General features: G+C 57.7%; 24 protein-coding genes. 17 read left to right on the top strand and 7 right to left on the bottom strand.

Annotated features, from left to right (window positions below):
- The first annotated feature begins 199 nt into the window (after nt 1–199).
- Nucleotides 200–2,572, top strand: a complete 2,373-nt coding sequence (locus DTA24_RS13340) for a glucose/quinate/shikimate family membrane-bound PQQ-dependent dehydrogenase (RefSeq protein WP_100750974.1) — start codon at nt 200–202, stop codon at nt 2,570–2,572.
- 69 nt (nt 2,573–2,641) lie between these two features.
- Here DTA24_RS13340 and DTA24_RS13335 read toward each other — a convergent pair whose 3' ends face one another.
- From DTA24_RS13335 to cybB, 3 genes are all read right to left on the bottom strand, one after another.
- Nucleotides 2,642–3,760, bottom strand: a complete 1,119-nt coding sequence (locus DTA24_RS13335; protein WP_012968056.1) for an S-(hydroxymethyl)glutathione dehydrogenase/class III alcohol dehydrogenase — start codon at nt 3,758–3,760, stop codon at nt 2,642–2,644.
- 24 nt (nt 3,761–3,784) lie between these two features.
- Complete coding sequence (locus tag DTA24_RS13330; protein ID WP_004101746.1) at nt 3,785–4,060, bottom strand: metal/formaldehyde-sensitive transcriptional repressor; 276 nt, start codon at nt 4,058–4,060, stop codon at nt 3,785–3,787.
- Between the two features lie 105 nt (nt 4,061–4,165).
- Nucleotides 4,166–4,693: a cytochrome b561 gene (gene cybB, locus DTA24_RS13325; RefSeq protein ID WP_008804655.1), complete on the bottom strand. Its 528-nt coding sequence runs from the start codon at nt 4,691–4,693 to the stop codon at nt 4,166–4,168.
- Between the two features lie 262 nt (nt 4,694–4,955).
- On the opposite strand from cybB, the gene DTA24_RS13320 reads away from it, so the two are divergent.
- Nucleotides 4,956–5,324, top strand: coding sequence for an RND transporter (locus DTA24_RS13320; RefSeq protein ID WP_088717262.1), 369 nt, complete (start codon nt 4,956–4,958; stop codon nt 5,322–5,324).
- A gap of 9 nt (nt 5,325–5,333) precedes the next feature.
- Here the strand turns inward: DTA24_RS13320 and DTA24_RS13315 are convergent, their stop codons facing one another.
- A complete protein-coding gene (locus DTA24_RS13315; RefSeq protein WP_008804653.1) occupies nt 5,334–5,519 on the bottom strand; it encodes a hypothetical protein in 186 nt (61 codons plus the stop codon).
- 242 nt (nt 5,520–5,761) lie between these two features.
- Nucleotides 5,762–6,226: a winged helix-turn-helix transcriptional regulator gene (locus DTA24_RS13310; RefSeq protein WP_008804652.1), complete on the bottom strand. Its 465-nt coding sequence runs from the start codon at nt 6,224–6,226 to the stop codon at nt 5,762–5,764.
- A gap of 194 nt (nt 6,227–6,420) precedes the next feature.
- Between DTA24_RS13310 and DTA24_RS13305 the strand changes: the two genes are divergently transcribed.
- Both DTA24_RS13305 and add read left to right on the top strand, forming a co-directional pair.
- Nucleotides 6,421–7,569 carry an MFS transporter gene (locus DTA24_RS13305; protein ID WP_032746760.1) on the top strand — a complete coding sequence of 383 codons (1,149 nt, stop codon included), beginning with the start codon at nt 6,421–6,423 and terminating at the stop codon, nt 7,567–7,569.
- Nucleotides 7,570–7,726: 157 nt separating this feature from the next.
- Nucleotides 7,727–8,728 carry an adenosine deaminase gene (add, locus tag DTA24_RS13300; RefSeq protein WP_012541536.1) on the top strand — a complete coding sequence of 334 codons (1,002 nt, stop codon included), beginning with the start codon at nt 7,727–7,729 and terminating at the stop codon, nt 8,726–8,728.
- Between the two features lie 35 nt (nt 8,729–8,763).
- Here add and DTA24_RS13295 read toward each other — a convergent pair whose 3' ends face one another.
- Nucleotides 8,764–9,804, bottom strand: a complete 1,041-nt coding sequence (locus DTA24_RS13295) for an oxidoreductase (protein ID WP_008804649.1) — start codon at nt 9,802–9,804, stop codon at nt 8,764–8,766.
- 190 nt (nt 9,805–9,994) lie between these two features.
- Between DTA24_RS13295 and blr the strand changes: the two genes are divergently transcribed.
- The 13 genes from blr (at nt 9,995) to gstA (ending at nt 22,007) form a co-directional block, all read left to right on the top strand.
- Entirely contained in the window at nt 9,995–10,132 is a 138-nt protein-coding gene (gene blr, locus DTA24_RS13290) for a division septum protein Blr (protein WP_043875189.1), read from the top strand.
- Nucleotides 10,133–10,247: 115 nt separating this feature from the next.
- Nucleotides 10,248–11,618 (top strand): GH1 family beta-glucosidase, encoded by a 1,371-nt coding sequence (locus DTA24_RS13285; protein ID WP_008804648.1) that lies wholly within the window; start codon nt 10,248–10,250, stop codon nt 11,616–11,618.
- A gap of 218 nt (nt 11,619–11,836) precedes the next feature.
- Entirely contained in the window at nt 11,837–12,052 is a 216-nt protein-coding gene (gene ydgT / locus DTA24_RS13280; RefSeq protein WP_004202843.1) for a transcription modulator YdgT, read from the top strand.
- Nucleotides 12,053–12,127: 75 nt separating this feature from the next.
- Nucleotides 12,128–12,568: a DUF2569 domain-containing protein gene (locus DTA24_RS13275; protein ID WP_008804647.1), complete on the top strand. Its 441-nt coding sequence runs from the start codon at nt 12,128–12,130 to the stop codon at nt 12,566–12,568.
- A gap of 78 nt (nt 12,569–12,646) precedes the next feature.
- Nucleotides 12,647–13,228, top strand: a complete 582-nt coding sequence (gene rsxA, locus DTA24_RS13270) for an electron transport complex subunit RsxA (RefSeq protein ID WP_002907658.1) — start codon at nt 12,647–12,649, stop codon at nt 13,226–13,228.
- Nucleotides 13,228–13,806: an electron transport complex subunit RsxB gene (gene rsxB, locus DTA24_RS13265; RefSeq protein WP_008804646.1), complete on the top strand. Its 579-nt coding sequence runs from the start codon at nt 13,228–13,230 to the stop codon at nt 13,804–13,806. Before rsxA ends, rsxB begins: the two co-directional genes overlap by 1 nt.
- On the top strand, nt 13,799–16,162 hold the full coding sequence (gene rsxC, locus DTA24_RS13260; protein WP_094954831.1) for an electron transport complex subunit RsxC: 2,364 nt from the start codon (nt 13,799–13,801) through the stop codon (nt 16,160–16,162). Before rsxB ends, rsxC begins: the two co-directional genes overlap by 8 nt.
- On the top strand, nt 16,163–17,215 hold the full coding sequence (gene rsxD / locus DTA24_RS13255) for an electron transport complex subunit RsxD (RefSeq protein ID WP_023297737.1): 1,053 nt from the start codon (nt 16,163–16,165) through the stop codon (nt 17,213–17,215). It begins immediately after the preceding gene.
- Between the two features lie 10 nt (nt 17,216–17,225).
- Nucleotides 17,226–17,846 (top strand): electron transport complex subunit RsxG, encoded by a 621-nt coding sequence (gene rsxG, locus DTA24_RS13250; RefSeq protein WP_032691405.1) that lies wholly within the window; start codon nt 17,226–17,228, stop codon nt 17,844–17,846.
- A 2-nt stretch (nt 17,847–17,848) separates the two neighbouring features.
- Nucleotides 17,849–18,547 (top strand): electron transport complex subunit E, encoded by a 699-nt coding sequence (locus DTA24_RS13245; protein ID WP_008804642.1) that lies wholly within the window; start codon nt 17,849–17,851, stop codon nt 18,545–18,547.
- 1 nt (nt 18,548) lies between these two features.
- Nucleotides 18,549–19,184 carry an endonuclease III gene (nth, locus tag DTA24_RS13240; protein WP_008804641.1) on the top strand — a complete coding sequence of 212 codons (636 nt, stop codon included), beginning with the start codon at nt 18,549–18,551 and terminating at the stop codon, nt 19,182–19,184.
- Between the two features lie 601 nt (nt 19,185–19,785).
- The gene (gene dtpA / locus DTA24_RS13230) at nt 19,786–21,291 is read left to right on the top strand and encodes a dipeptide/tripeptide permease DtpA (protein ID WP_012968048.1); all 1,506 of its coding nucleotides are present in this window, start codon (nt 19,786–19,788) and stop codon (nt 21,289–21,291) included.
- 110 nt (nt 21,292–21,401) lie between these two features.
- Nucleotides 21,402–22,007, top strand: a complete 606-nt coding sequence (gstA, locus tag DTA24_RS13225) for a glutathione transferase GstA (RefSeq protein WP_012968047.1) — start codon at nt 21,402–21,404, stop codon at nt 22,005–22,007.
- A 42-nt stretch (nt 22,008–22,049) separates the two neighbouring features.
- Here the strand turns inward: gstA and pdxY are convergent, their stop codons facing one another.
- A complete protein-coding gene (pdxY, locus tag DTA24_RS13220) occupies nt 22,050–22,910 on the bottom strand; it encodes a pyridoxal kinase PdxY (RefSeq protein ID WP_008804638.1) in 861 nt (286 codons plus the stop codon).
- Between the last annotated feature and the right edge of the window lie 11 nt (nt 22,911–22,921).

Genomic DNA, 22,921 nt, shown 5'->3' with positions numbered 1-22,921 from the left:
GAAATCATTCATTAACAATTGCGTAAATTTCTTTAACAGATCTATCATATCGCGATTTCACCAAATGGTTCATTTGAAATCACATCAAGCAATAAACCTGCGTTTATGAAGGTACAAACCTCTTCATTCAAAAATAAAACAGAAAACACCTGTTTCATTTGGTTCACGATGAAGTGGCGGGAGTGGTTAAGGAGATTACATGGCAACTGGCAACGCGCCGCGCGGATTCCCCCGGATCCTGCAGTGGCTTCTCGCCGGACTGATGCTCATCATCGGTCTGGCTGTGGGTATTCTTGGGGCAAAACTGGCCCTCGTCGGCGGTACACTGTACTTCGCGCTGATGGGCGTGGTCATGGTCATCGCGGCGGTGTTGATTTTCCGCAACCGCCGCGGCGGTATTCTGTTATACGCCGTGGCGTTTATCGCCTCGGTGATCTGGGCGATTAGTGACGCTGGCTGGAGCTACTGGCCGCTCTTCTCGCGCCTGTTTGCGCTCGGCGTCCTGGCCTTCCTTGCCGCCCTGGTCTGGCCTTTCCTCGCCAGCCCACCGGCAAAAAAAGGCCCGGCATATGGCGTCGCCGCCGTTCTCGCCGTGGCGCTGGCGGTGAGCTTTGGCTGGATGTTCAAATCCGAACCACTGGTTAGCGCCACTGAAGCGGTGCCAGTGAAGCCCGTCGCGCCGGGCGAACAGCAGAAAAACTGGGCGCACTGGGGTAATACCACCCACGGCGACCGTTTCGCCGCGCTGGACCAAATCAACAAACAGAACGTCAACCAGCTGCAGGTGGCCTGGGTGGCGCATACTGGCGATATCCCGCAGAGCAATGGCTCCGGGGCGGAAGATCAAAACACCCCGCTGCAGATTGGCGATACTCTGTACGTCTGCACCCCTTACAGCAAAGTGCTGGCGCTGGATGTGGACAGCGGAAAAGAGAAATGGCGCTATGACTCCAAATCCTCTTCGCCCAACTGGCAGCGCTGCCGCGGCTTAGGCTATTACGAAGAGAGCCAGGCGCAAACCGCGCCAGCGTCAGGCACGCAGCCTGCCGCCTGTTCCCGTCGTCTGTTCCTGCCGACGATCGACGCCCGCCTGATCGCCATTGATGCCGATACCGGCAAACTGTGCGAAAGCTTCGGCGATGGCGGTATTGTCGACCTCAGCGTCGGCATGGGTGAAGTGAAAGCGGGCTACTATCAGCAGACCTCCACCCCGCTGGTAGCGGGCAATGTGGTAGTGGTGGGCGGCCGCGTCGCGGATAACTACTCCACCGGCGAACCGCCGGGCGTGGTCCGCGCGTTTGACGTCCACACCGGCAAACTGGCGTGGGCGTGGGATCCCGGCAATCCAGCGCTGACCGGTGTTCCGCCGGAAGGCCAGACCTATACGCGCGGTACGCCAAACGTCTGGTCGGCGATGTCCTACGACGCGAAGCTGAATCTGATCTATCTGCCAACCGGCAACGCCACGCCAGATTTCTTTGGCGGCGAACGTACCGCGCTGGACGATAAATACAGCTCCTCTATCGTGGCTGTGGATGCCGCCACCGGCCAGGTGCGCTGGCACTTCCAGACCACGCACCACGATCTGTGGGACTTTGACCTGCCGTCTCAGCCGCTGCTGTACGATCTGCCTGACGGCAAGGGTGGTACCACCCCGGTGCTGGTGCAAACCAGCAAGCAGGGCATGATCTTCATGCTCAACCGCGAGACCGGCGAGCCGGTGGCCAAAGTGGAAGAGCGTCCGGTACCGGCGGGCAACGTCAAAGGGGAACGCTACTCTCCGACGCAACCTTACTCGGTAGGGATGCCGATGATCGGCAACCAGACGTTGACCGAATCCGATATGTGGGGGGCGACACCGATCGACCTGCTGCTGTGCCGTATTCAGTTCAAAGAGATGCGCCATCAGGGCGTCTTTACCCCGCCAGGTGAAGACCGTTCCCTGCAGTTCCCGGGCTCGCTCGGCGGCATGAACTGGGGCAGCGTTTCGGTGGATCCGAACAACAGCCTGATGTTCGTCAACGATATGCGTCTGGGTCTCGCCAACTATATGGTGCCGCGCGCGAAGGTGGCGAAAGACGCCAGCGGGATCGAGATGGGCATCGTGCCGATGGAAGGTACGCCGTTTGGCGCCATGCGCGAACGTTTCCTGTCGCCGCTGGGCATTCCATGCCAGAAACCGCCGTTCGGCACCATGTCCGCGGTGGATCTGAAAACCGGCAAACTGGTGTGGCAGGTACCGGTTGGCACCGTAGAAGATACCGGGCCGCTGGGGATCCGGATGCACATGCCCATTCCGATCGGCATGCCGACCCTTGGCGCGTCGCTGTCCACGCAGTCCGGACTGCTGTTCTTCGCCGGTACCCAGGATTTCTACCTGCGCGCCTTTGATACCGCGAACGGGAAAGAGATCTGGAAATCGCGTCTGCCGGTCGGTAGCCAGTCCGGCCCGATGACCTACGTCTCACCGAAAACCGGTAAGCAGTACATTATTATCAATGCTGGCGGCGCCCGTCAGTCACCGGATCGCGGCGATTACATTATCGCCTACGCGCTCCCGGATCATCACTGATCGACCTAAGCAAAAGGGCCCATCCGGGCCCTTTTTTTATCGGTGACGATACGCCATCAGCGTTAGCGATTACTGGTCGCCAAAGTGGATCACGGTGCGAATCGATTTGCCTTCATGCATCAGATCAAAGGCCTCGTTAATCTGCTCCAGCGGCAGGCGATGGGTAATAAACGGGTCGAGGCGAATTTTACCAGCCATGGCGTCCTCCACCATTCCCGGCAGCTGACTGCGCCCTTTCACGCCGCCGAAGGCGGAACCGCGCCACACGCGGCCGGTCACCAGCTGGAACGGACGGGTCTTGATCTCCTGGCCCGCACCGGCTACACCGATGATCACGCTCTCACCCCAGCCTTTATGGCAGCACTCCAGCGCGGCGCGCATCACATTGACATTGCCGATGCACTCGAAGCTGAAATCCACCCCGCCGTCGGTCAACTCGACAATCACATCCTGAATCGGCTTATCGTAGTCGTTCGGGTTGATAAAGTCGGTTGCGCCCATCTCTTTGGCGAGGGTGAACTTATCCGGGTTGGTATCGACCGCCAGAATACGCCCGGCCTGCGCCTGCACCGCGCCCTGGATCACCGCGAGACCAATGCCGCCTAAACCAAAGACCGCGACGCTATCCCCGGGCTTGACCTTCGCCGTGTTGTGCACCGCGCCGATACCGGTGGTGACACCGCAGCCCAGCAGGCACACTTTATCCAGCGGCGCCTGCGGATTGACTTTCGCCAGCGAGATCTCGGCGCAAACCGTATATTCGCTGAAGGTGCTGGTGCCCATATAGTGATAAATCGGTTCGCCGTTATAGGAGAAACGGGTGGTGCCGTCCGGCATCAACCCTTTGCCCTGGGTGGCGCGCACCGCCTGACAGAGATTGGTTTTACCCGACTTACAGAACTTGCACTCGCCGCATTCGGCGGTATACAGCGGGATCACGTGGTCGCCCGGCTTAAGGCTGGTAACGCCCTCGCCCACTTCCACGACAACCCCGCCGCCTTCATGGCCCAGTACCGCCGGGAAAACACCCTCTGGATCGTCGCCGGAGAGGGTAAAGGCATCGGTGTGACACACGCCGGTGTGGGTGATTTTCACCAGAACTTCGCCTTTCTTCGGCGGCGCGACGTCAATCTCAACGATTTTTAACGGCTGGCCAGGACCAAAGGCAACTGCTGCGCGTGATTTCATAACTGTCTCTTCCTCGTCGTGATGTTATTTTAAATAGGATCGTAGCAGATGACCGACCTCTGCCATTCTCGCGGCCCGCTGGTCCGGGGTGGTCTCGCCGCTAACCAGCTCGTCCTGCAGGTGGATCTCCACCATTTCGCCCATCAGGCCATTTGCCGCACCGCGAATCGAGGCAATCTGCTGCAGGATTGTCATGCAGGGTTCGCCGGACTCCAGCGCGCGCTCGAGGGCCTCGACCTGGCCGCGGATGCGGCGTACGCGACTGAGCGCCCGTTTTTTATCTTCAGGTGAATGTGGCACGATTACGCCTCCGTATCATATAGGGGGGTATACTATATTTTATTGCCCATAAAGGCAAAAAAAACCCCGTCGCGGGACGGGGTCAGGCAAAACGGTAACGACTATTTAGCGCTTACGGGGCATCATCCGCAGCAGGGTATTATCTTTCCACCAGTAATGATGGACCAGCGCGGCAAGGGCATGCAGGCCAATCACGAAGTAGCCCGCGTTGGCTAACCATTCATGGATCGCCTTCAGGGTGTCCACCCGCTCAAAATCGCTCTGCGGGGCATACGGCATGGTCAGGCCAAAGGCGTACCAGGGATTTCCGCGCCAGTACATCATCACCATCCCGATCAGCGGCAAGGCAATAAATAGCAGATAGATAACCAGATGGCCGAGATGAGCAAAACCGGTCATCATCGGCGACGGTTTCGGCACGATCGGCGGCGCTGGCGACTTCAGCCGCACCAGCAAACGCGCCACCATCAGCGCGCAGATGGTGATCCCGCAGGAGACATGAATCATATTAATCAGCGGCCGGTCACTACGGGGAAAAAATCCACGTAGCTCCATTGCCGCATAAGCCACCACCACCAGCAAAAAGACCAACCAGTGAATACCGATCTGCAGGCCCGAATATTTATCGCGCATGGAATTTCCTTAATGGAAAGAGTGATATCGCCAACATAGCGGCCTTCTCTTAAATTTTCATTAACCTTTACGTTGAATTAACAATTGATTACCGCATTGCGCCGACCCGGGAAGGCGCAGCATGCCCCGACGTGCTGAAGCGAACAGGCAACCGGCAGTCGGTACGCTATTACAAAATTAAACAGTTTTGTCACCTTCCACCGCCCTGTCCTTCTCTATAGTAGAGAGCATCTGTCGAGCCACGTTGCGCATGGAGATGAGAATGAAGAAAATCGGCTTACCGCTATTGTTGCTGGCGTCGCTGGCTGTCCCGGCTTTCGCTGCGGACTGCCAGCCTAACGGCATTGGCGGATCATTTTGCATAAACGATAATGGCACCACCACCGACACGGTACCGAATGAAGTGAATGGTATGGATACTTACTCAAACAATGGCGGGTATACCAGCTCCCTGCCCGATCAGTCGGGGGCCGATGAAGCGCTGGAAGGCTCGACGATGTCGACGCAACAGGATACGGTCGCCAGCAGCGGCCAGGGCGATAGCGCGCTGGCTGGCCGCGACTGGCATGCACCGTCCAATCTCAATGATGGCGCCGCCACCTCCAGCATGAGTCTGCTGGATAAACCCTGAGATCGGATGCTAAGCGAGACTCCAGCCTGCGGCGCCGATAGCGACGGCGAACAGCAGGCAGGCCAGCGCCGTTTTGCGTAACAGCATGGTATAGAATGAAATCGCAACGCCAATAAAGACCACAATCAGAATCGGCCACATGCTTAATAGCAGCAGCAGAAAACCCTCAATATTGTTATGGATTACGCTCTCCACATCCGCATCCTTGCCTCATCGTCGATAAAGTAAGCAGAATTTAATATGTAACATGAATACATTCAAATAAAATATAAATGCAAATGATTATGCACAGCATTCTGCGGCGGACGGAGGCTCGCCTGTCGCGGCGTCCTGGGGGTGCCATCAGGAGCCGCCACGAAAAGAGACGTCAGGATGGTTCCAGGACCACTTAGTGGTACGCTCGTACTCTTGCTGGGATCGCGCTCCCCTTCAGACCTTCATTCGCCGCTGATATCCGACACTACGCGCCGGCGATGGCAGTCGCCTGGTTGCAGTTTATCTCCCTGAGCGGAACGCACATCCAGATACTGAAGCGGCTGACCGTGTTCGTTATCCAGCAGGACAGAATAGGTTTCCCCTTTATCAAACATATAACGCTCTCCCCATTGCCGCATCGCCACAACAATGGGAAACACAGATCTCCCCTTTTCAGTCAGGACGTATTCCTTGTAGGCGCTGCCATCCGATGCCGGTAAAATCGCGAAAATACCGATATCGACCAGGTGCTTCAGCCGCGAGGCAAGGATATTTTTGGCCAGCCCTAGATTCTTTTGAAACTCGCTGAATCGCCGCACATCGTCAAATGCCTCGCGAATAATCATCAGGCACCAGCGTTCTCCAATTGATTCCAGCGTTCTTGCCACCGGACATTCACTGGTTCTGAGTGATTCCTGTTTCGCCATCTGCGTGCTCTCCGTCTATCAGTCTGCTGTTGCCAGCTTAATCTCCCCTCGTAGCAGTTGCAAAAGAAAACCACTATGGCTAGTTTTATAAGCATACTAGTTTTAAAAAGCAACCAGAGTGCAGGCCTCTTATGAAATGCAAGGCAAGTTTGTGTACCGAGCACAAGATCCCGACCGCGTCCGCCCCTGTCACGATGCTGACCGCGGGGATAACGGCGCTGTTTTCATTGACCTGCGCGCTGGCGGTAGCCAACGTTTATTCAGCTCAGCCTTTACTCGACTCGATGGCGGTCAGCCTGAAGGTGTCGCCCGGTATGATTGGCAGCGTCGTCACGGCAACGCAGGCGGGCTATGCCATTGGTTTGCTGTTCCTGGTTCCGCTCGGGGACTGGTTGAACCGTAAATACGTGGTGTTGACTCAGCTGTTGCTGTCAGTGGCGGCGTTAGTCGTGGCAGGGTTATCCCCTAATATCGCGATCCTGCTGGGTGCCATGCTGATCGTCGGGCTGATGGCCGTGGTGGTGCAGTTGATGGTGGCGTGGGTGGCGATACTGGCGACGCCGCAGAAACGAGGCCAGGCGGTAGGTACCCTGACCAGCGGCATTGTTTCAGGCATTCTGTTATCTCGTTTTATATCAGGGGCGATCGCTGATATCGCCGGCTGGCGAGCCGTTTATCTCACGGCTGCCTGTCTGATGTTGTTGATTGCCGGCGTCGTCTGGAAAGTCATGCCTTCGCCCCCGCCGCAGCCGCAAAAGCCCACTTATCTATCCTTACTGAAGTCAGTTTTTCAGCTGTATCTCACTGAACCGCAACTGAGAAAGCGCGGGATCCTGGCGCTGCTGATCTTCGCCGCTTTCAGCATGCTGTGGACGACCATGGTCATGCCGCTCACCGCTCTTTCCCTGTCGCACACCCAGACAGGGATGTTTGGCTTAGCCGGCATCGCTGGCGTGCTGGCCGCCTCAAGGGCGGGCAGATGGGCTGACCAGGGATGGGCGCAGCGCACGACCGGCCTGGCGCTGGCGCTGCTGGCGCTCTCCTGGCTGCCTATCGCCTGTGCCGAAACCTCTCTGCTCTGGCTGATAGCGGGCGTTATCGCACTGGACTTTGCGGTGCAGGCCGTTCATGTCACCAACCAGAGTCTGATTATTGCCGCCAGGCCTGCAGCGGCAAGCCGCCTGGTTGGGGCTTACATGTGTTTTTATTCGCTGGGCAGCGCGGCAGGCGCTATCGTCGCCACCCAGCTCTATTCTCACTGGGGATGGCAGGCGGTTTGCCTTGCCGGCGCCGCGGTCAGCGCCTGTGCTTTTCTGGTCTGGTCAGGATCGCGTCAATCATGAACGTCGTGCTCGCTGTAAAATGGCGCAGCGAAAAAGAGCGGAAAAGTGACCAGAGAAGCCCCAGCTGTTTGTATCGAATGGATTTTTTCAATGCTTTTAAACAGTTATGTACATGTTGTATAATGACGTGCACTTTAACTAAAAAAAGAGTGCGACCATGATTGATTCTTCATTGCCATTAACCGACATTCACCGCCACCTTGACGGTAACATCCGGGCCCAAACCATCCTCGATCTTGGCCGCGAGTTTAATATCGCCCTTCCCGCTTCCACCCTCGACACGCTGCGTCCCCACGTCCAGGTCACCAGCCTTGAGCCCGATCTGGTCAGTTTTCTTGCCAAGCTCGACTGGGGGGTAAAAGTCCTTGCCTCACTGGAAGCCTGCCGTCGCGTGGCATACGAGAACGTCGAAGACGCCGCGCGCAATGGCCTGCACTACGTTGAGCTGCGCTTCTCTCCCCGCTATATGGCGATGACCCACCAGCTTCCTGTCGACGGCGTAGTAGAGGCGGTGATCGCGGGCGTACGTGAAGGCAGCCGCGATTTTCAGGTCGACGCCCGCCTGATCGGCATTCTGAGCCGCACCTTCGGTGAAGCGGCCTGTCAGGAAGAGCTGGCGGCGCTGCTCGCCCACCGCGAGGGCATCACCGCGCTGGATCTGGCCGGTGATGAGCTGGGCTTCCCGGGCGCGCTGTTCCTCAACCATTTTAATCAGGCCCGCGACGCTGGCTGGCATATTACCGTCCACGCTGGCGAAGCGGCCGGACCGGAAAGTATCTGGCAGGCCATCCGCGAGCTGGGCGCGGAGCGCATCGGTCATGGGGTCAAAGCGGTAGAGGATCCGGCCCTGATGGACTACCTGGCCGAACATCAGATCGGCATTGAATCGTGCCTGACCTCGAATGTGCAAACCAGCACCGTGGCTTCGCTGGCCCAGCATCCGCTGAAGCAGTTCCTTGAGCACGGCGTGCTGGCGAGCCTCAACACTGACGATCCGGCGGTGCAGGGCGTTGATATCATTCACGAGTACACCGTGGCGGCGCCGGCGGCGGGCCTGAGCAGGGAGCAGATCCGTCAGGCACAGATCAACGGTCTGACCCAGGCGTTTCTGAGCGAACAGGAAAAAGCCGCTCTCATTCAGCGGGTGGCGAAAGGTTGATCACCGGCCCGGCGGCAGCGCTGCCGGGCTCCCCCTCACACCAGGCTGAGCGTGGCGCGATGTCTGGCAGACTCGATACCCAGCTCAATCAACGTCATGATCTGAATCGCCTCGCTGGCCGGGACCGGGTTTTCTCCCTCCCCGTTAAGCGCATCGCGAATGGCGGCATAGTAGGCGGGATAGTTGCCCGGCAGCGTCAGCCATGTCTCCTCGCTTCGTTCGTCGCCTTCGGCGCGGGTCAGAGTACCGTCGCGCATATCATACCCCCAGTCCTCCTGCGGCAGTCGTTCACCGTTTTTTAGCCGTTCCTCCTGAGGATCAAGGCCGAACTTAATATAGCTGGCCCGCGAGCCGTGGACGATAAAGCGCGCGCTCTCCGCCGCAGCGAGCAATGTGCCATGCAGCACCACCCGCCGCTGGGGATAGGCCAGCACGGCATGAAAATAGTCGGTGGATTGCGCGCCGGGGCGAAGTTGAGCGAGATCGACTGTGATACTCACCGGCAGGCCAAAGAGCACCACCGCTTGATCGAGCAGATGTGGCCCCAGATCGTACCAAATGCCACTTCCGGGACCACCCTGCTCACGCCAGCGCTGACGCACCTGGGGGCGGAAGCGATCGAAATGCGACTCAAAGTAACACACTTCCCCCAGCTGACCTTCGTTAATTAACGCCCTGACGGTTAAGAAGTCACTGTCCCAGCGGCGGTTATGAAACACCGACAGCACCCGGCCGCAATGCTTCGCCAGACTCTCCAGCTCGCGTGCTTGTGACAGTGTCACGGTAAAGGGTTTATCCACCACCACATGTTTGCCCGCTTCCAGCGCCGCTTTCGCCAGCGGAAAGTGGGTATCGTTCGGGGTGGCGATGACGACCAGATCAATATCAGGATCGTTGAGCAAGTCTTTTGCCGCACTCACCACCCTGACCCCCGGCCAGTCGGCATGGACTTTGCCGGCCTCGCTGCTGGAGACCCTCGTCAGCGCCATGCCCGGCGTGCCGCCGATCAGCGGCGCGTGAAACGTTTTGCTGGCGTAACCGTAGCCTATCAGCCCTACCCGGATCGCGTCACTCATGTTACCGCCTCACTTATTCAGCTAATGTCAATATCGCGTAGATGAGAATAATCTTACAAACAATGAGCAAAATTTATCATTTGATTCACAGCTGTTTTCCCGCATGCGTGCAAAATCAGACAGATACCCCTTGTGATCTGCTGACCATGGAGTAACATTTCCCACTGTGTTCAAAGGATACTGAAGTGTTATGACGACTGTTTTTACCCGTATTGTAGAACTTATTGGCTGGATTGTTTTTGGGATTTCCGCACTGCTTTTGGTTATCGCCCACCATATTGATAACTACCAGTCGCCACCGCCAGTGGATGTGGTGCAGACAAAGTAGCCCCGCCGTGAAACAGTGACCCGCCTCGCAACTGTGCAACCGGTTTCAGAAACCGGTTGCACAGCTATCCTTGCTTTGATTACACTCCCTCTATCATCAGACTGGGAGCTTTTTCATGGCCGCTTTTCCGCACAATTTTTTATGGGGTGCCGCTACCGCAGCGTATCAGGTTGAAGGTGGGCACGACGCAGACGGTAAAGGACCGTCAATCTGGGACATCTACTCTCACCTGCCGGGTACCACCTTTGAAGGCACCACCGGCGATGTCGCGGTCGACCACTATCACCGTTTTCGCGAAGACGTTGCGTTAATGGCCGAAATGGGCCTGCAAAGTTATCGATTCTCCATCTCCTGGCCCCGGCTGCTGCCCGCTGGGCGCGGCGAAGTGAATGAAGCCGGCGTACAGTTTTACAGCGATCTGATCGACGAACTGCTGGCGCACAATATTGAGCCGATGATCACCCTCTATCACTGGGACCTGCCGCAGGCCCTGCAGGATGAGGGTGGCTGGGAAGCACGCACTACCGCCGAGGCCTTCGCCGAGTACGCCCGCCTGTGCTATGCGCGCTTTGGTTCACGGGTGAAGCTGTGGGCGACCTTTAACGAAACCATCGTGTTCATTGGCCACGGCTACATTAACGGTCTGCATCCCCCGGCGGTGCGCGATCCGGCGCGTGCCATTCAGGCCTGTCATCACGTGTTTATCGCCCATGCGCTGGCGGTCAAGGCATTCCGCGAGATGAACGTGGCGGGCGAGATTGGCTTCGTCAATGTGCTACAGCCGCATACTCCGCTCACCGACAGTGAGGCGGACAAAAAAGCCACCGAACTGGCTGACGCCATCCACACCCACTGGCTTTACGACCCGGTACTGAAAGGCACCTATCCTGCCGCCCTGCTGGCGCAGACCCAGGCTCTGTGGGGGGTACCACGCTTTGCCCCGGACGATGACACACTACTGCGCGAGAATCGCTGTGACTTTATCGGGCTGAATTACTATCGCCGGGAAACGGTGTCCGCCCAGCCGCCCAACATCCCCACCGGTGGCGAACCTGGCGTGGAGGGGTTGTTCTATTTCGTGCGTAATCCGCAGAGCACCTATACCGAATGGGGATGGGAAATCTGGCCGCAGGGGCTGACGGACGGCATTATGATGATCAAGGAACGCTATGGCGATATCCCGATCTATATCACCGAAAATGGCCTGGGAGCGAAAGACCCGATAATTGCCGGAGAAGTGGTCGACGATCCGCGAATCGACTACCTGAGCAGCCATATTGGCGCCCTGGAAAAGGCACTGGCGCTGGGGGCGGATGTGCGCGGCTATTATCCCTGGTCGTTTATCGATCTGCTGAGCTGGCTCAACGGATATCAAAAACAGTACGGCTTTGTCTATGTCGATCACCAGCAAAATCTGGCACGCAAACGAAAGAAGAGTTTTTATTGGTACAAATCTGTTATTGCCAGTCACGGCGAACAGCGTTAATCTTCTCTTGCGGGCGCCATTCGGCGCCCGGTCTGGTTTTAGAATATTCTTAAACTTCTCCCTGCTCTTCAAGGTCGGCTCTCGCCCCTTGTCATGGGTTTATATAACCTGAATCATTCCACCCGGCCCCATTCAGAAGGCGCCGTTGGTTGAGAGTAGGTTTAGTGAATGCTGATAATATTCAACATAATTATTCCGATTATAAAATGGATACGAAAATGACCGTTCTGGACTATTTATTAAAATTCCGCAAAATCAGTTCGCTCGAAAGTCTTGAAAAACTATTTGATCACCTTAACTACTCCCTGACCGACACCGAAGAGATCGTGAATATGTATCGTGCGGCCGACCACCGCCGGGCAGAGCTGGTCTCCGGTGGTAAATTGTTCGATGTGGGCCAGGTGCCTAAATCCGTTTGGCGATTCGTGCAGTAAGGCTGTCATCCTTCACGCCAGTTGCTTATACTTCCCGGCCTGATTTTCATTACTGGCGTTGAATAGGGGAGTAACATGACGTCTCAATCTGCAGAACGCATTGGCGGATGGCTGCTGGCACCGCTGGCCTGGTTGCTGGTGGCGCTGCTGAGCGCCTCCTTATCGCTGCTGTTTTTTGCTAATGCTCTCATGTCGACGCAGACGTATGCCCTGCTCCGCGCCATGAGCACCGGACATCTGGCGCTGTGGCTCGCTTCGCTGCTGTTTGCCGTCGCCATGTGGTATTACACGCTCTGGCTGACCATCGCGTTCTTTAAGCGGCGCTCGCTGGTCCCTAAGCACTATATTATCTGGCTGCTCATCACCCTGCTGCTGGCGATAAAGGCATTTGCCTTCTCTCCCGTCTCGGATGTCCTTGCTTTGCGCCAGCTGCTGTTTCCACTCTTGGCTGCCGCGCTCCTGGCGCCCTATTTTCGCCGTTCCCAGCGGGTAAAACGGACCTTTGTTCATCCGTAATAACCCCACACTTAACCTGTTGTCGCCGGTATCGTTTTATTCGATAATAAGCGGCTTTTTTTCGTTTCAGGTCGCATGATGGCTGATTATTTACTGCTCTTTATTGGTACAGTCCTGGTCAATAACTTCGTTCTGGTGAAGTTTCTTGGTCTGTGCCCGTTTATGGGGGTTTCCAAAAAGCTGGAAACCGCAATGGGGATGGGGCTTGCCACCACCTTCGTGATGACGCTGGCCTCTATTTGCGCCTGGCTGATTGATACCTGGATCCTTATCCCCTTAAATCTGGTCTATTTACGCACGCTGGCCTTTATTCTGGTCATCGCCGTGGTGGTTCAGTTCACTGAAATGGTCGTGCGTAAAACCAGCCCGGCGCTCTATCGCCTGCTGGGTATCTTTCTGCCGCTGATCACCACCAACTGTGCCGTACTCGGGGTGGCGCTGCTGAATATTAATCTGGGGCACAATTTCCTGCAGTCCGCGCTGTACGGCTTTGCCGCCGCCGTCGGTTTCTCGCTGGTGATGGTGCTGTTCGCGGCGATCCGCGAACGCCTGGTGGTGGCCGATGTGCCCGCGCCGTTTCGCGGTAATGCCATCGCATTGATTACCGCCGGTTTAATGTCTCTGGCCTTTATGGGCTTTAGTGGTTTGGTGAAGTTGTAATGAGCGCAGTCTGGATAGCCGTGATCGCCATCAGCCTGTTAGGGCTGATTTTCGGCTTAATACTGGGGTATGCCTCCCGCCGTTTCGCGGTGCAGGACGACCCGGTGGTGGAAAAAATTGATGAACTGTTGCCGCAGAGCCAGTGCGGGCAGTGCGGCTACCCCGGCTGTCGTCCCTATGCGGAAGCTGTTGGTGCCCAGGGTGAAAAAATTAACCGCTGTGCGCCGGGTGGCGAAGCCGTAATGTTAAAAATCGCCGCCTTACTGAACGTCGACCCGCAGCCGGTCGATGGCGATGAACAGGAGGCGGAGCCAGTTCGTATGCTCGCGGTAATCGACGAGCCGAACTGCATTGGCTGCACCAAATGCATCCAGGCGTGTCCGGTGGATGCGATTGTCGGGGCAACCCGCGCCATGCATACCGTGATGAACGACCTGTGCACCGGTTGTAATCTGTGCGTAGCCCCCTGCCCGACCCAGTGCATTTCGCTCGTTCCGGTGGCGACCACCCCGGAAACCTGGAAATGGGATCTCCATGCGATCCCGGTGCGCAATATTCCTGTGGAACAACATGTTTAAGTTATTTTCCGCTTTCCGAAAAGATAAAGTCTGGGATTTTAACGGCGGTATTCATCCGCCCGAAATGAAAACCCAGTCTAACGGTACCCCACTGCGCCAGGTGTCCCTGCCGCAGCGCCTTATCATTCCGCTCAAGCAGCATATTGGCGCCGAAGGCGAACTGTGCGTCAAGGTGGGCGATCGGGTGCTGCGCGGCCAGCCGTTGACCCGCGGATGGGGAAGAATGCTGCCCGTACACGCCCCGACCTCCGGTACCGTTACCGCCATCGCCCCGCACACCACCGCTCATCCGTCGGGGCTGGCGGAGATGAGCGTGATCATTGACGCCGACGGCGAAGACCGCTGGATTGAGCGCGATGGCTGGAGTGATTATCAGGTCCGTACGCGCGAAGCGCTTATCGAACGCATTCATCAGTTTGGCGTCGCGGGCCTCGGCGGCGCCGGTTTCCCCACCGGCAGCAAACTGCGCGGCGGCGGCGATAAAATTAAGACGCTGATTATTAACGCCGCCGAATGCGAACCCTATATCACGGCGGACGACCGCCTGATGCAGGACTGCGCCGCGCAGATTGTCGACGGGATCCGCATCCTCGCGCATATTCTGCAGCCTGACGAAGTGCTGATCGGCATTGAAGACAATAAACCGCAGGCCATTTCGATGCTGCGGGCGGTGCTCTGCGACGCCCATGGCATCTCGCTGCGCGTGATCCCCACTAAATACCCCTCCGGTGGGGCCAAGCAGCTTACCCAAATTCTCACCGGCAAGCAGGTGCCTCATGGCGGTCGTTCGTCGGATATTGGCGTGCTGATGCAGAACGTGGGGACGGCCTATGCGATAAAACGCGCGGTGATTGACGGCGAGCCGTTAACGGAGCGCGTGGTCACCCTGACCGGCGAGGCGGTCTCGCGGCCGGGCAACGTCTGGGCGCGCCTTGGTACCCCGGTACGCCATCTGCTTAACGACGCCGGCTTCTGCGCCAGCGCCGAGCCAATGGTGATCATGGGCGGCCCGCTGATGGGCTTTACCCTGCCGGGGCTGGATGTCCCGGTGGTGAAGATCACCAACTGTCTGCTGGCGCCTTCCGCCAGCGAGATGGGCGAGCCGCAGGAAGAGAAAGGCTGCATTCGCTGCAGCGCCTGCGCCGACGCCTGTCCGGCCGATCTGCTGCCGCAGCAGCTGTACTGGTTCAGCAAAGGCCAGCAGCACGATAAAGCTATCGCGCACAATCTGGCGGACTGCATAGAATGCGGCGCCTGCGCGTGGGTTTGCCCTAGCAATATTCCGCTGGTGCAGTACTTCCGTCAGGAGAAAGCGGAGATCAGCGCGATTCGCCAGGAAGAGCAGCGCGCCGCAGAAGCTAAAGCGCGATTCGAAGCCCGACAGGCGCGCCTGGAGCGTGAAAAAGCCGCCCGCGCCGAACGGCATAAAAAAGCTGCCGTTCAGCCTGCCGCCAAAGATCAGGATGCGATTAACGCCGCCCTCGCCCGGGTACGCGACAAACAGCGTGATGCCGCGCAACCGATCGTGATTCAGTCCGGCGCCAAACCGGATAACAGCGAGGCGATTGCCGCCCGCGAAGCGCGGAAGGCCGAAGCCCGGGCACGCAAGGCACAGCTGCAAGCCGCGTCGGTGGAAACCCCGTCGACCGACGCAGCTGATCCACGCAAGGCGGCGGTGGAAGCCGCTATCGCCCGCGCCAAAGCGCGCAAAGCCGAACAGCAGGCCGCGCCGGTGGAAGCCCCGGTAGCAGAGCCGGTCGACCCGCGTAAAGCCGCGGTGGAAGCCGCTATCGCCCGTGCCAAAGCGCGCAAAGCCGAACAGCAGGCCGCGCCGGTGGAAGCCCCGGTAGCCGAGCCGGTCGACCCGCGTAAAGCCGCGGTGGAAGCCGCTATCGCCCGCGCCAAAGCGCGTAAAGCCGAACAGCAGGCCGCGCCGGTGGAAGCCCCGGTAGCCGAGCCGGTCGACCCGCGTAAAGCCGCGGTGGAAGCCGCTATCGCCCGTGCCAAAGCGCGCAAAGCCGAACAGCAGGCCGCGCCAGTGGAAGCCCCGGTAGCCGAGCCGGTCGACCCGCGTAAAGCCGCGGTGGAAGCCGCTATCGCCCGAGCCAAAGCGCGTAAAGCCGAACAGCAGGCTGCGCCGGTGGAAGCCCCGGTAGCCGAGCCGGTCGACCCGCGTAAAGCCGCGGTGGAAGCCGCCATCGCCCGCGCCAAAGCGCGCAAAGCCGAACAACAGGCCGCACAACCGGATCTCGCGTCAGCCGCAGCCAATGACGACCCACGCAAAGCGGCCGTCGCCGCGGCTATCGCCCGCGTTCAGGCGCGTAAAGCAACACAGCAGGCAGTTAACGAGGAATAAATGGTTTTCAGAATCGCAAGCTCCCCCTATACCCATAACCAGCGGCAGACCTCGCGTATTATGCTGCTGGTGCTGCTCGCCGCCGTGCCTGGCATTGTGGTCCAGACCTGGTTTTTCGGCTGGGGTACCGTACTGCAGATTGTCCTCGCCGCATTGACGGCCTGGGCAACGGAAGCCGCTATTCTCAAACTGCGCAAACAGCATATTGTGGCGACCCTGAAGGACAACTCCGCCCTGCTCACTGGCCTGTTGCTGGCGGTGAGTATTCCGCCGCTGGCCCCCTGGTGGATGGTGGTGCTCGGCACTGCCTTTGCCGTGGTGATCGCCAAGCAGCTGTACGGTGGATTAGGCCATAACCCCTTCAACCCGGCGATGATCGGCTACGTCGTGCTGTTGATTTCATTCCCGGTACAGATGACCTCCTGGCTGCCTTCATATGAAATTGCCGCCCAGGTTCCGGCGTTCAGCGATGTGCTGCAGATGATCTTTACCGGGCATACCGCCGCCGGGGGCGACATGGCCAGCCTGCGACTGGGTATCGACGGCGTCAGCCAGGCCACCCCGCTGGATACCTTTAAAACCTCTCTGCATGCCGGGCATAGCGTCCAGCAGGTGCTGCAATTGCCGGTTTACGGTGGCGTACTGGCGGGCCTCGGCTGGCAGTGGGTGAATATCGCCTGGCTGGCGGGCGGTCTGTTCCTGCTGTGGCAGAAAGCGATCCGCTGGCATATTCCGGTCAGCTTTCTCATTAGCCTTGGTCTGTGTGCCACCCTCGGCTGGTTATTCTCGCCGCAAAGCCTGGCGTCGCCGCAGATGCATTTGTTCTCTGGCGCCACCATGCTCGGTGCTTTCTTTATTCTGACCGACCCGGTGACGGCTTCAACAACCAACCGCGGCCGCCTGATCTTCGGCGCCCTCGCCGGCCTGCTGGTGTGGCTTATTCGCAGCTTCGGCGGTTACCCGGATGGCGTGGCATTTGCCGTTCTGCTGGCGAATATTACCGTGCCGCTGATCGATTATTACACGCGCCCGCGCGTGTACGGCCACCGTTGAGAGAGCGATGATGTTAAAAACGATGCGAAAACACGGCGTCACGCTGGCGCTGTTTGCCGCCGGTTCCACCGGGCTGACGGCGGCGATCAATGAACTGACGAAAAGCACTATCGATCAGCAGGCGGCCCTGCAGCAGAAAGCGTTATTTGATCAGGTCTTACCCGCCGACCGCTATAATAACGATCTGCTCAAGAGCTGCTATCTGGTCAGCGCCCCGGCGCTGGGCAAAGGCCAGCATAAAGTGTGGATAGCCAAAAATAACGACCAGCCGATCGGCGCGGTGATGGAAGCCACCGCGCCAGATGGCTATTCCGGGGCAATACAGCTGTTGGTTGCTGCCGATTTTAGCGGCACGGTCCTCGGCACCCGCGTGACCGAGCATCATGAAACGCCGGGTCTGGGCGATAAAATCGAGCTTCGTCTGTCGGACTGGATCACCCATTTTGCCGGGAAAGTCATCCACGGTCAGGGCGACAGCCATTGGGCGGTCAAAAAAGATGGCGGCGATTTTGACCAGTTCACGGGCGCCACCATCACTCCCCGGGCGGTGGTCAATGCCGTTAAGCGCGCAGGCCTGTATGCACAAACGCTGCCTGCGCAACTTCCTGAATTCACCGCCTGTGGAGAATGACCATGAGCGAAGTTAAAGACGTCATCGTCCAGGGCCTGTGGAAAAATAACTCCGCCCTGGTTCAGCTGTTAGGGATGTGCCCTCTGCTGGCGGTCACCTCGACCGCCACCAACGCCCTCGGGCTGGGTCTGGCGACCACCCTGGTGCTAACCTTAACCAACCTGACCATCTCCAGCCTGCGCCGCTGGACGCCGGCGGAGATCCGGATCCCCATCTACGTGATGATCATCGCCTCGGTGGTGAGCGTCGTGCAGATGCTGATCAACGCCTATGCCTTCGGCCTCTATCAGTCGCTGGGGATTTTCATCCCGCTTATTGTGACCAACTGCATCGTGGTCGGCCGCGCCGAAGCCTTTGCCGCCAAAAAAGGGCCGGCGCTGTCGGCACTGGATGGCTTTTCTATCGGCATGGGCGCCACCTGCGCGATGTTTGTGTTGGGCTCCCTGCGCGAGATCCTTGGCAATGGCACCCTGTTTGACGGCGCCGACAGCCTGCTTGGTAGTTGGGCAAAGGTGCTGCGCATCGAGGTTTTCCATACGGATACCCCCTTCCTGCTGGCTATGCTGCCGCCAGGCGCCTTTATTGGCCTCGGCATGATGCTGGCGGTAAAATACCTCATCGATGAACGTAGCAAGCAGCGGAAGGCGCAAGCGGCCCGGGCCGTTTCTGTCGCCCCGTCTGACGTGACAGGGAAAGCGTAACATGAACAAAGCCAAACGCCTGGCGATCCTCACCAGGCTGCGGGAAAACGATCCCCACCCCACTACCGAACTGCATTTCAGTTCGCCGTTCGAGTTGCTGATTGCCGTTCTGCTTTCTGCGCAGGCCACCGATGTCAGCGTCAACAAAGCGACAGCCAAACTCTATCCGGTGGCCAATACGCCCGCAGCGATGCTGGCGCTGGGGGTGGATGGGGTGAAATCGTATATCAAGACTATCGGCCTGTTTAACAGCAAAGCGGAAAACGTCATCAAAACCTGCCGCATCCTGCTCGAGCAGCACAACGGCGAGGTGCCGGAAGACAGAGCGGCGCTGGAGGCGCTGCCCGGCGTGGGCCGTAAAACCGCCAACGTGGTACTCAATACCGCCTTTGGCTGGCCGACCATCGCTGTGGACACGCACATCTTCCGCGTCTGCAATCGGACGCAATTCGCCCCTGGCAAGAACGTTGAGCAGGTGGAAGAGAAGCTTCTGAAGGTGGTCCCCGCCGAGTTTAAGGTCGACTGTCATCACTGGTTGATCCTGCATGGACGTTATACCTGCATTGCCCGCAAGCCGCGCTGCGGCTCCTGCCTGATTGAAGACCTCTGCGAATTTAAAGAGAAAGTCTACGCCTGATCCCTTCTTCTGAGCCATAACTTAACCCTGAGTTATGGCTCGAATTTGTGCATTTAACCCGCCGTTAACACCAGAAAATGTCTCTTATGATGGGTAATAATCCGGCTACATAACGAACAATCAGTGCTTTCATTTTTTCTCGATGCAAAATTTCTATACATTTGTGATCGAGATCATGCTCGCAACTTTATGTTGATTACATGTTGTGAAAATGAAAACAAATGTCAGGCAATACAACGATTGAGCAAAGATTACCAGGATAATAGACCATTAATTTTTAGGATAATGGACCATATCACTACTCATGAGGTAAATTAGTAGAATATATCGCCTTTTTAACGAAATCAGACTGATGAAAAAGATAAAAATAGCAATCATAACGAAACGGTGAAATTTAACTCTGGATAACATTCATATGTCCGGAGCATTATGCCACCCATATTATGTGTAACAGTTTATTACAAAGGCCTTGCCTGATGCGCCAGGATAGTGAACATTACCTGCCGTTTTCCCTCCCAAAATAACTATAAAGGCGGCGGTCCAACGAGATTGCGCCCCGAACACCCCCCAGTAAATATGGGATGTAAAAAAAGAGGTATATGTGTCTACTGCAAACAATAAACCAGCAGAAAGCGTGAGTCTGAACGCTTTCAAACAACCACGCGCGTTCTATCTCATTTTCTCGATCGAGTTATGGGAGCGTTTTGGTTATTACGGCCTGCAAGGGATCATGGCCGTTTACCTGGTAAAACAGCTGGGTATGTCGGAAGCGGATTCCATTACTCTGTTCTCCTCCTTTAGCGCGCTGGTCTATGGTCTGGTTGCTATTGGCGGCTGGCTGGGCGATAAAGTGCTGGGCACCAAACGTGTCATCATGCTGGGCGCTATCGTGCTGGCCATCGGCTATGCGCTGGTGGCCTGGTCCGGCCATGATGCTGCCATCGTCTATATGGGTATGGCGACCATCGCCGTCGGTAACGGCCTGTTCAAAGCCAACCCGTCCTCCCTGCTTTCTACCTGCTATGACAAAAACGATCCCCGTCTGGACGGTGCATTCACCATGTACTACATGTCCATCAACATCGGTTCGTTCTTCTCGATGCTGGCAACCCCATGGCTGGCCGCTCGCTTCGGCTGGAGCGTGGCGTTTGCCCTCAGCGTGGTGGGGATGGTGATCACGATTATTAACTTTGCCTTCTGCCAGAAATGGGTAAAACAGTACGGTTCGAAACCGGACTTTGCCCCGGTACACATGGGCAAACTGCTGGCGACCATCGCTGGCGTGGTGGTGCTGGTCGCCATTGCCACCTGGCTGCTGCACAATCAGGGCATCGCACGTATGGTGCTGGGCGTCGTCGCACTGGGTATCGTCGTGATTTTCGCCAAAGAAACCATCGGTCTGAAAGGTGCCGCGCGTCGTAAAATGATCGTCGCCTTCCTGCTGATGGTAGAAGCGATTGTCTTCTTCGTGCTGTACAGCCAGATGCCAACCTCTCTGAACTTCTTCGCGATTCGTAACGTTGAGCACTCGATCCTCGGTCTCGCCTTCGAGCCGGAACAGTATCAGGCGCTGAACCCGTTCTGGATCATGATTGGTAGCCCTATTCTGGCAGCCATTTATAACAAGATGGGCGACCGCCTGCCGATGCCGCACAAGTTCGCTATCGGCATGGTACTGTGCTCCGGCGCGTTCCTCGTCCTGCCTTTAGGGGCGAAGTTCGCCAGCGACGCCGGCATCGTCTCGGTTAACTGGCTCATTCTGAGCTACGCGCTGCAGTCTATTGGTGAGCTGATGATTTCCGGCCTCGGCCTGGCGATGGTCGCTCAGCTGGTTCCGCAGCGTCTGATGGGCTTCATTATGGGCAGCTGGTTCCTCACTACCGCCGGCGCGGCGATCATCGCCGGGAAAATCGCCAACCTGATGGCGGTGCCGGAAAACGTCACCGATCCGCTGGTGTCGCTGGAAGTGTACGGCCACGTGTTCCTGCAGATTGGTATCGTCACCGCGGTTATCGCCGCCCTGATGCTGCTCACGGCGCCGAAGCTGAACCGTATGACTCAGGACGACAGCGCGGACCTGAAAGCACGCGAAACCGCGGCAGCCTGACGCCGCAGGGAAAACCAATTATTTTTAAGCCGCTAACGTTAGGTTAGCGGCTTTTTTTTTACCCCTGGCGGGACTAACATACAGAAAACTGCAGCCACGAGGAGTTACGCATGAAACTGTTCTACAAACCCGGCGCCTGTTCCCTGGCCTCGCATATCGCCCTGCGCGAAAGCGGCCTGGATTTCACGTTGCAGAGCGTGGACCTGGCCAAAAAACGGCTGGAAAACGGGGATGATTATCTGCTGATCAACCCGAAAGGTCAGGTGCCGGCGTTGCTGCTGGATGATGATATCCTGCTCACTGAGGGCGTGGCTATTATGCAGTACATCGCCGATCAGGTGCCGGACCGCCATCTGCTGGCGCCAGTGGGCTCCATTGCCCGCTACCAGACCCTGGAGTGGCTGAATTACGTGGCCACCGAGCTGCATAAAGGCTTTACCCCGCTGTTCCGCCCGGATACCCCGGAAGACTATAAGCCTGTCGCGCGGGCGTTGCTCGAGAAGAAACTGCAGTATGTTGATGCGTCGCTGGAAGATAAACAGTGGCTGACCGGCCATCGCTTTACTATCGCCGATGGCTATCTGTTCACCGTGCTGCGCTGGGGCTATGGCATAAAACTGGATATGGCTGCCTATGGTCATATCGGCAGCTGGATGGCGCAGGTGGCAGCGCGTCCGGCGGTGGCGGCCGCACTGGCGGCTGAAGGCTTAAAATAAGGCCTGAACCTGCCCGGCGGACCGTCGGGCAGGCCCGGGGAGTTACAGCCGGGTGGCGCTGAAGCAGTGCTCCGGTACGGCAATGCGATCCTGCGCCGCCACCACCTGCAGTTCATACTCTTGCATGTTTTTGGTGGTGAGCATGATCTCGTACACCGCGGCGGTAACGTGCTCAAGCGCATCGCGCAGGCTGGCACCCTGCAGCAGTTTCACCAGCAGCAGTCCACTGGTCACATCGCCGACGCCAACCGGCTGACGCAGGCCAAAATCCACCAGCGGCCGACTGATATGCCAGGCTTCTTCGGCCGTCACCAGCAGCATCTCAAAACGATCCATGCTCAGACCGGCGCGGGAAAGATGTTTAACCAACACCACCTCCGGTCCCTGGGCAATCAGCTCCCGCGCAGCAGCTACCGCTTCGCTGACGCTGGCGACCGGATGACCGCACAGGATCTCCAGCTCAACCAGATTCGGCGCAATAATATCGCTGGCCGGCAGCGCATAACGCACGTGGAATTCCGCCACGCCGGGCGCGACGATGCACCCTTTCTCCGGATGGCCCATCACCGGGTCACAAAAGTACTTCGCCGCCGGATTGGCCGCTTTCACCTGACGCACGATACCGAGGATATGCTCGCCCTGTTCAGCGGAACCGAGGTAGCCGCTCAGAACCGCATCGCAGGTCTGCAGCTTGTCGATGTCGGCAATGCCCTGGACGATCTCCGTCAGGTGTGAAGGCGGCATCACGCAACCGGTCCATTTACCGTATTGCGTATGGTTGGAGAACTGAACGGTATTCAGGGGCCAGACATTGGCGCCCAGACGGCGCATCGGAAACTCGGCGGCACTGTTGCCGGCGTGGCCAAACACAACGTGAGACTGAATGGCGAGGATGTTCTTCATTTTCTTACCAC

It is taken from the genome of Klebsiella sp. P1CD1 (genome assembly GCF_003790505.1).
Lineage (GTDB): Bacteria > Pseudomonadota > Gammaproteobacteria > Enterobacterales > Enterobacteriaceae > Klebsiella > Klebsiella variicola.
Note: the sequence above shows the minus strand (reverse complement) of the source record. Positions and strands in the feature narration are given on the sequence as shown.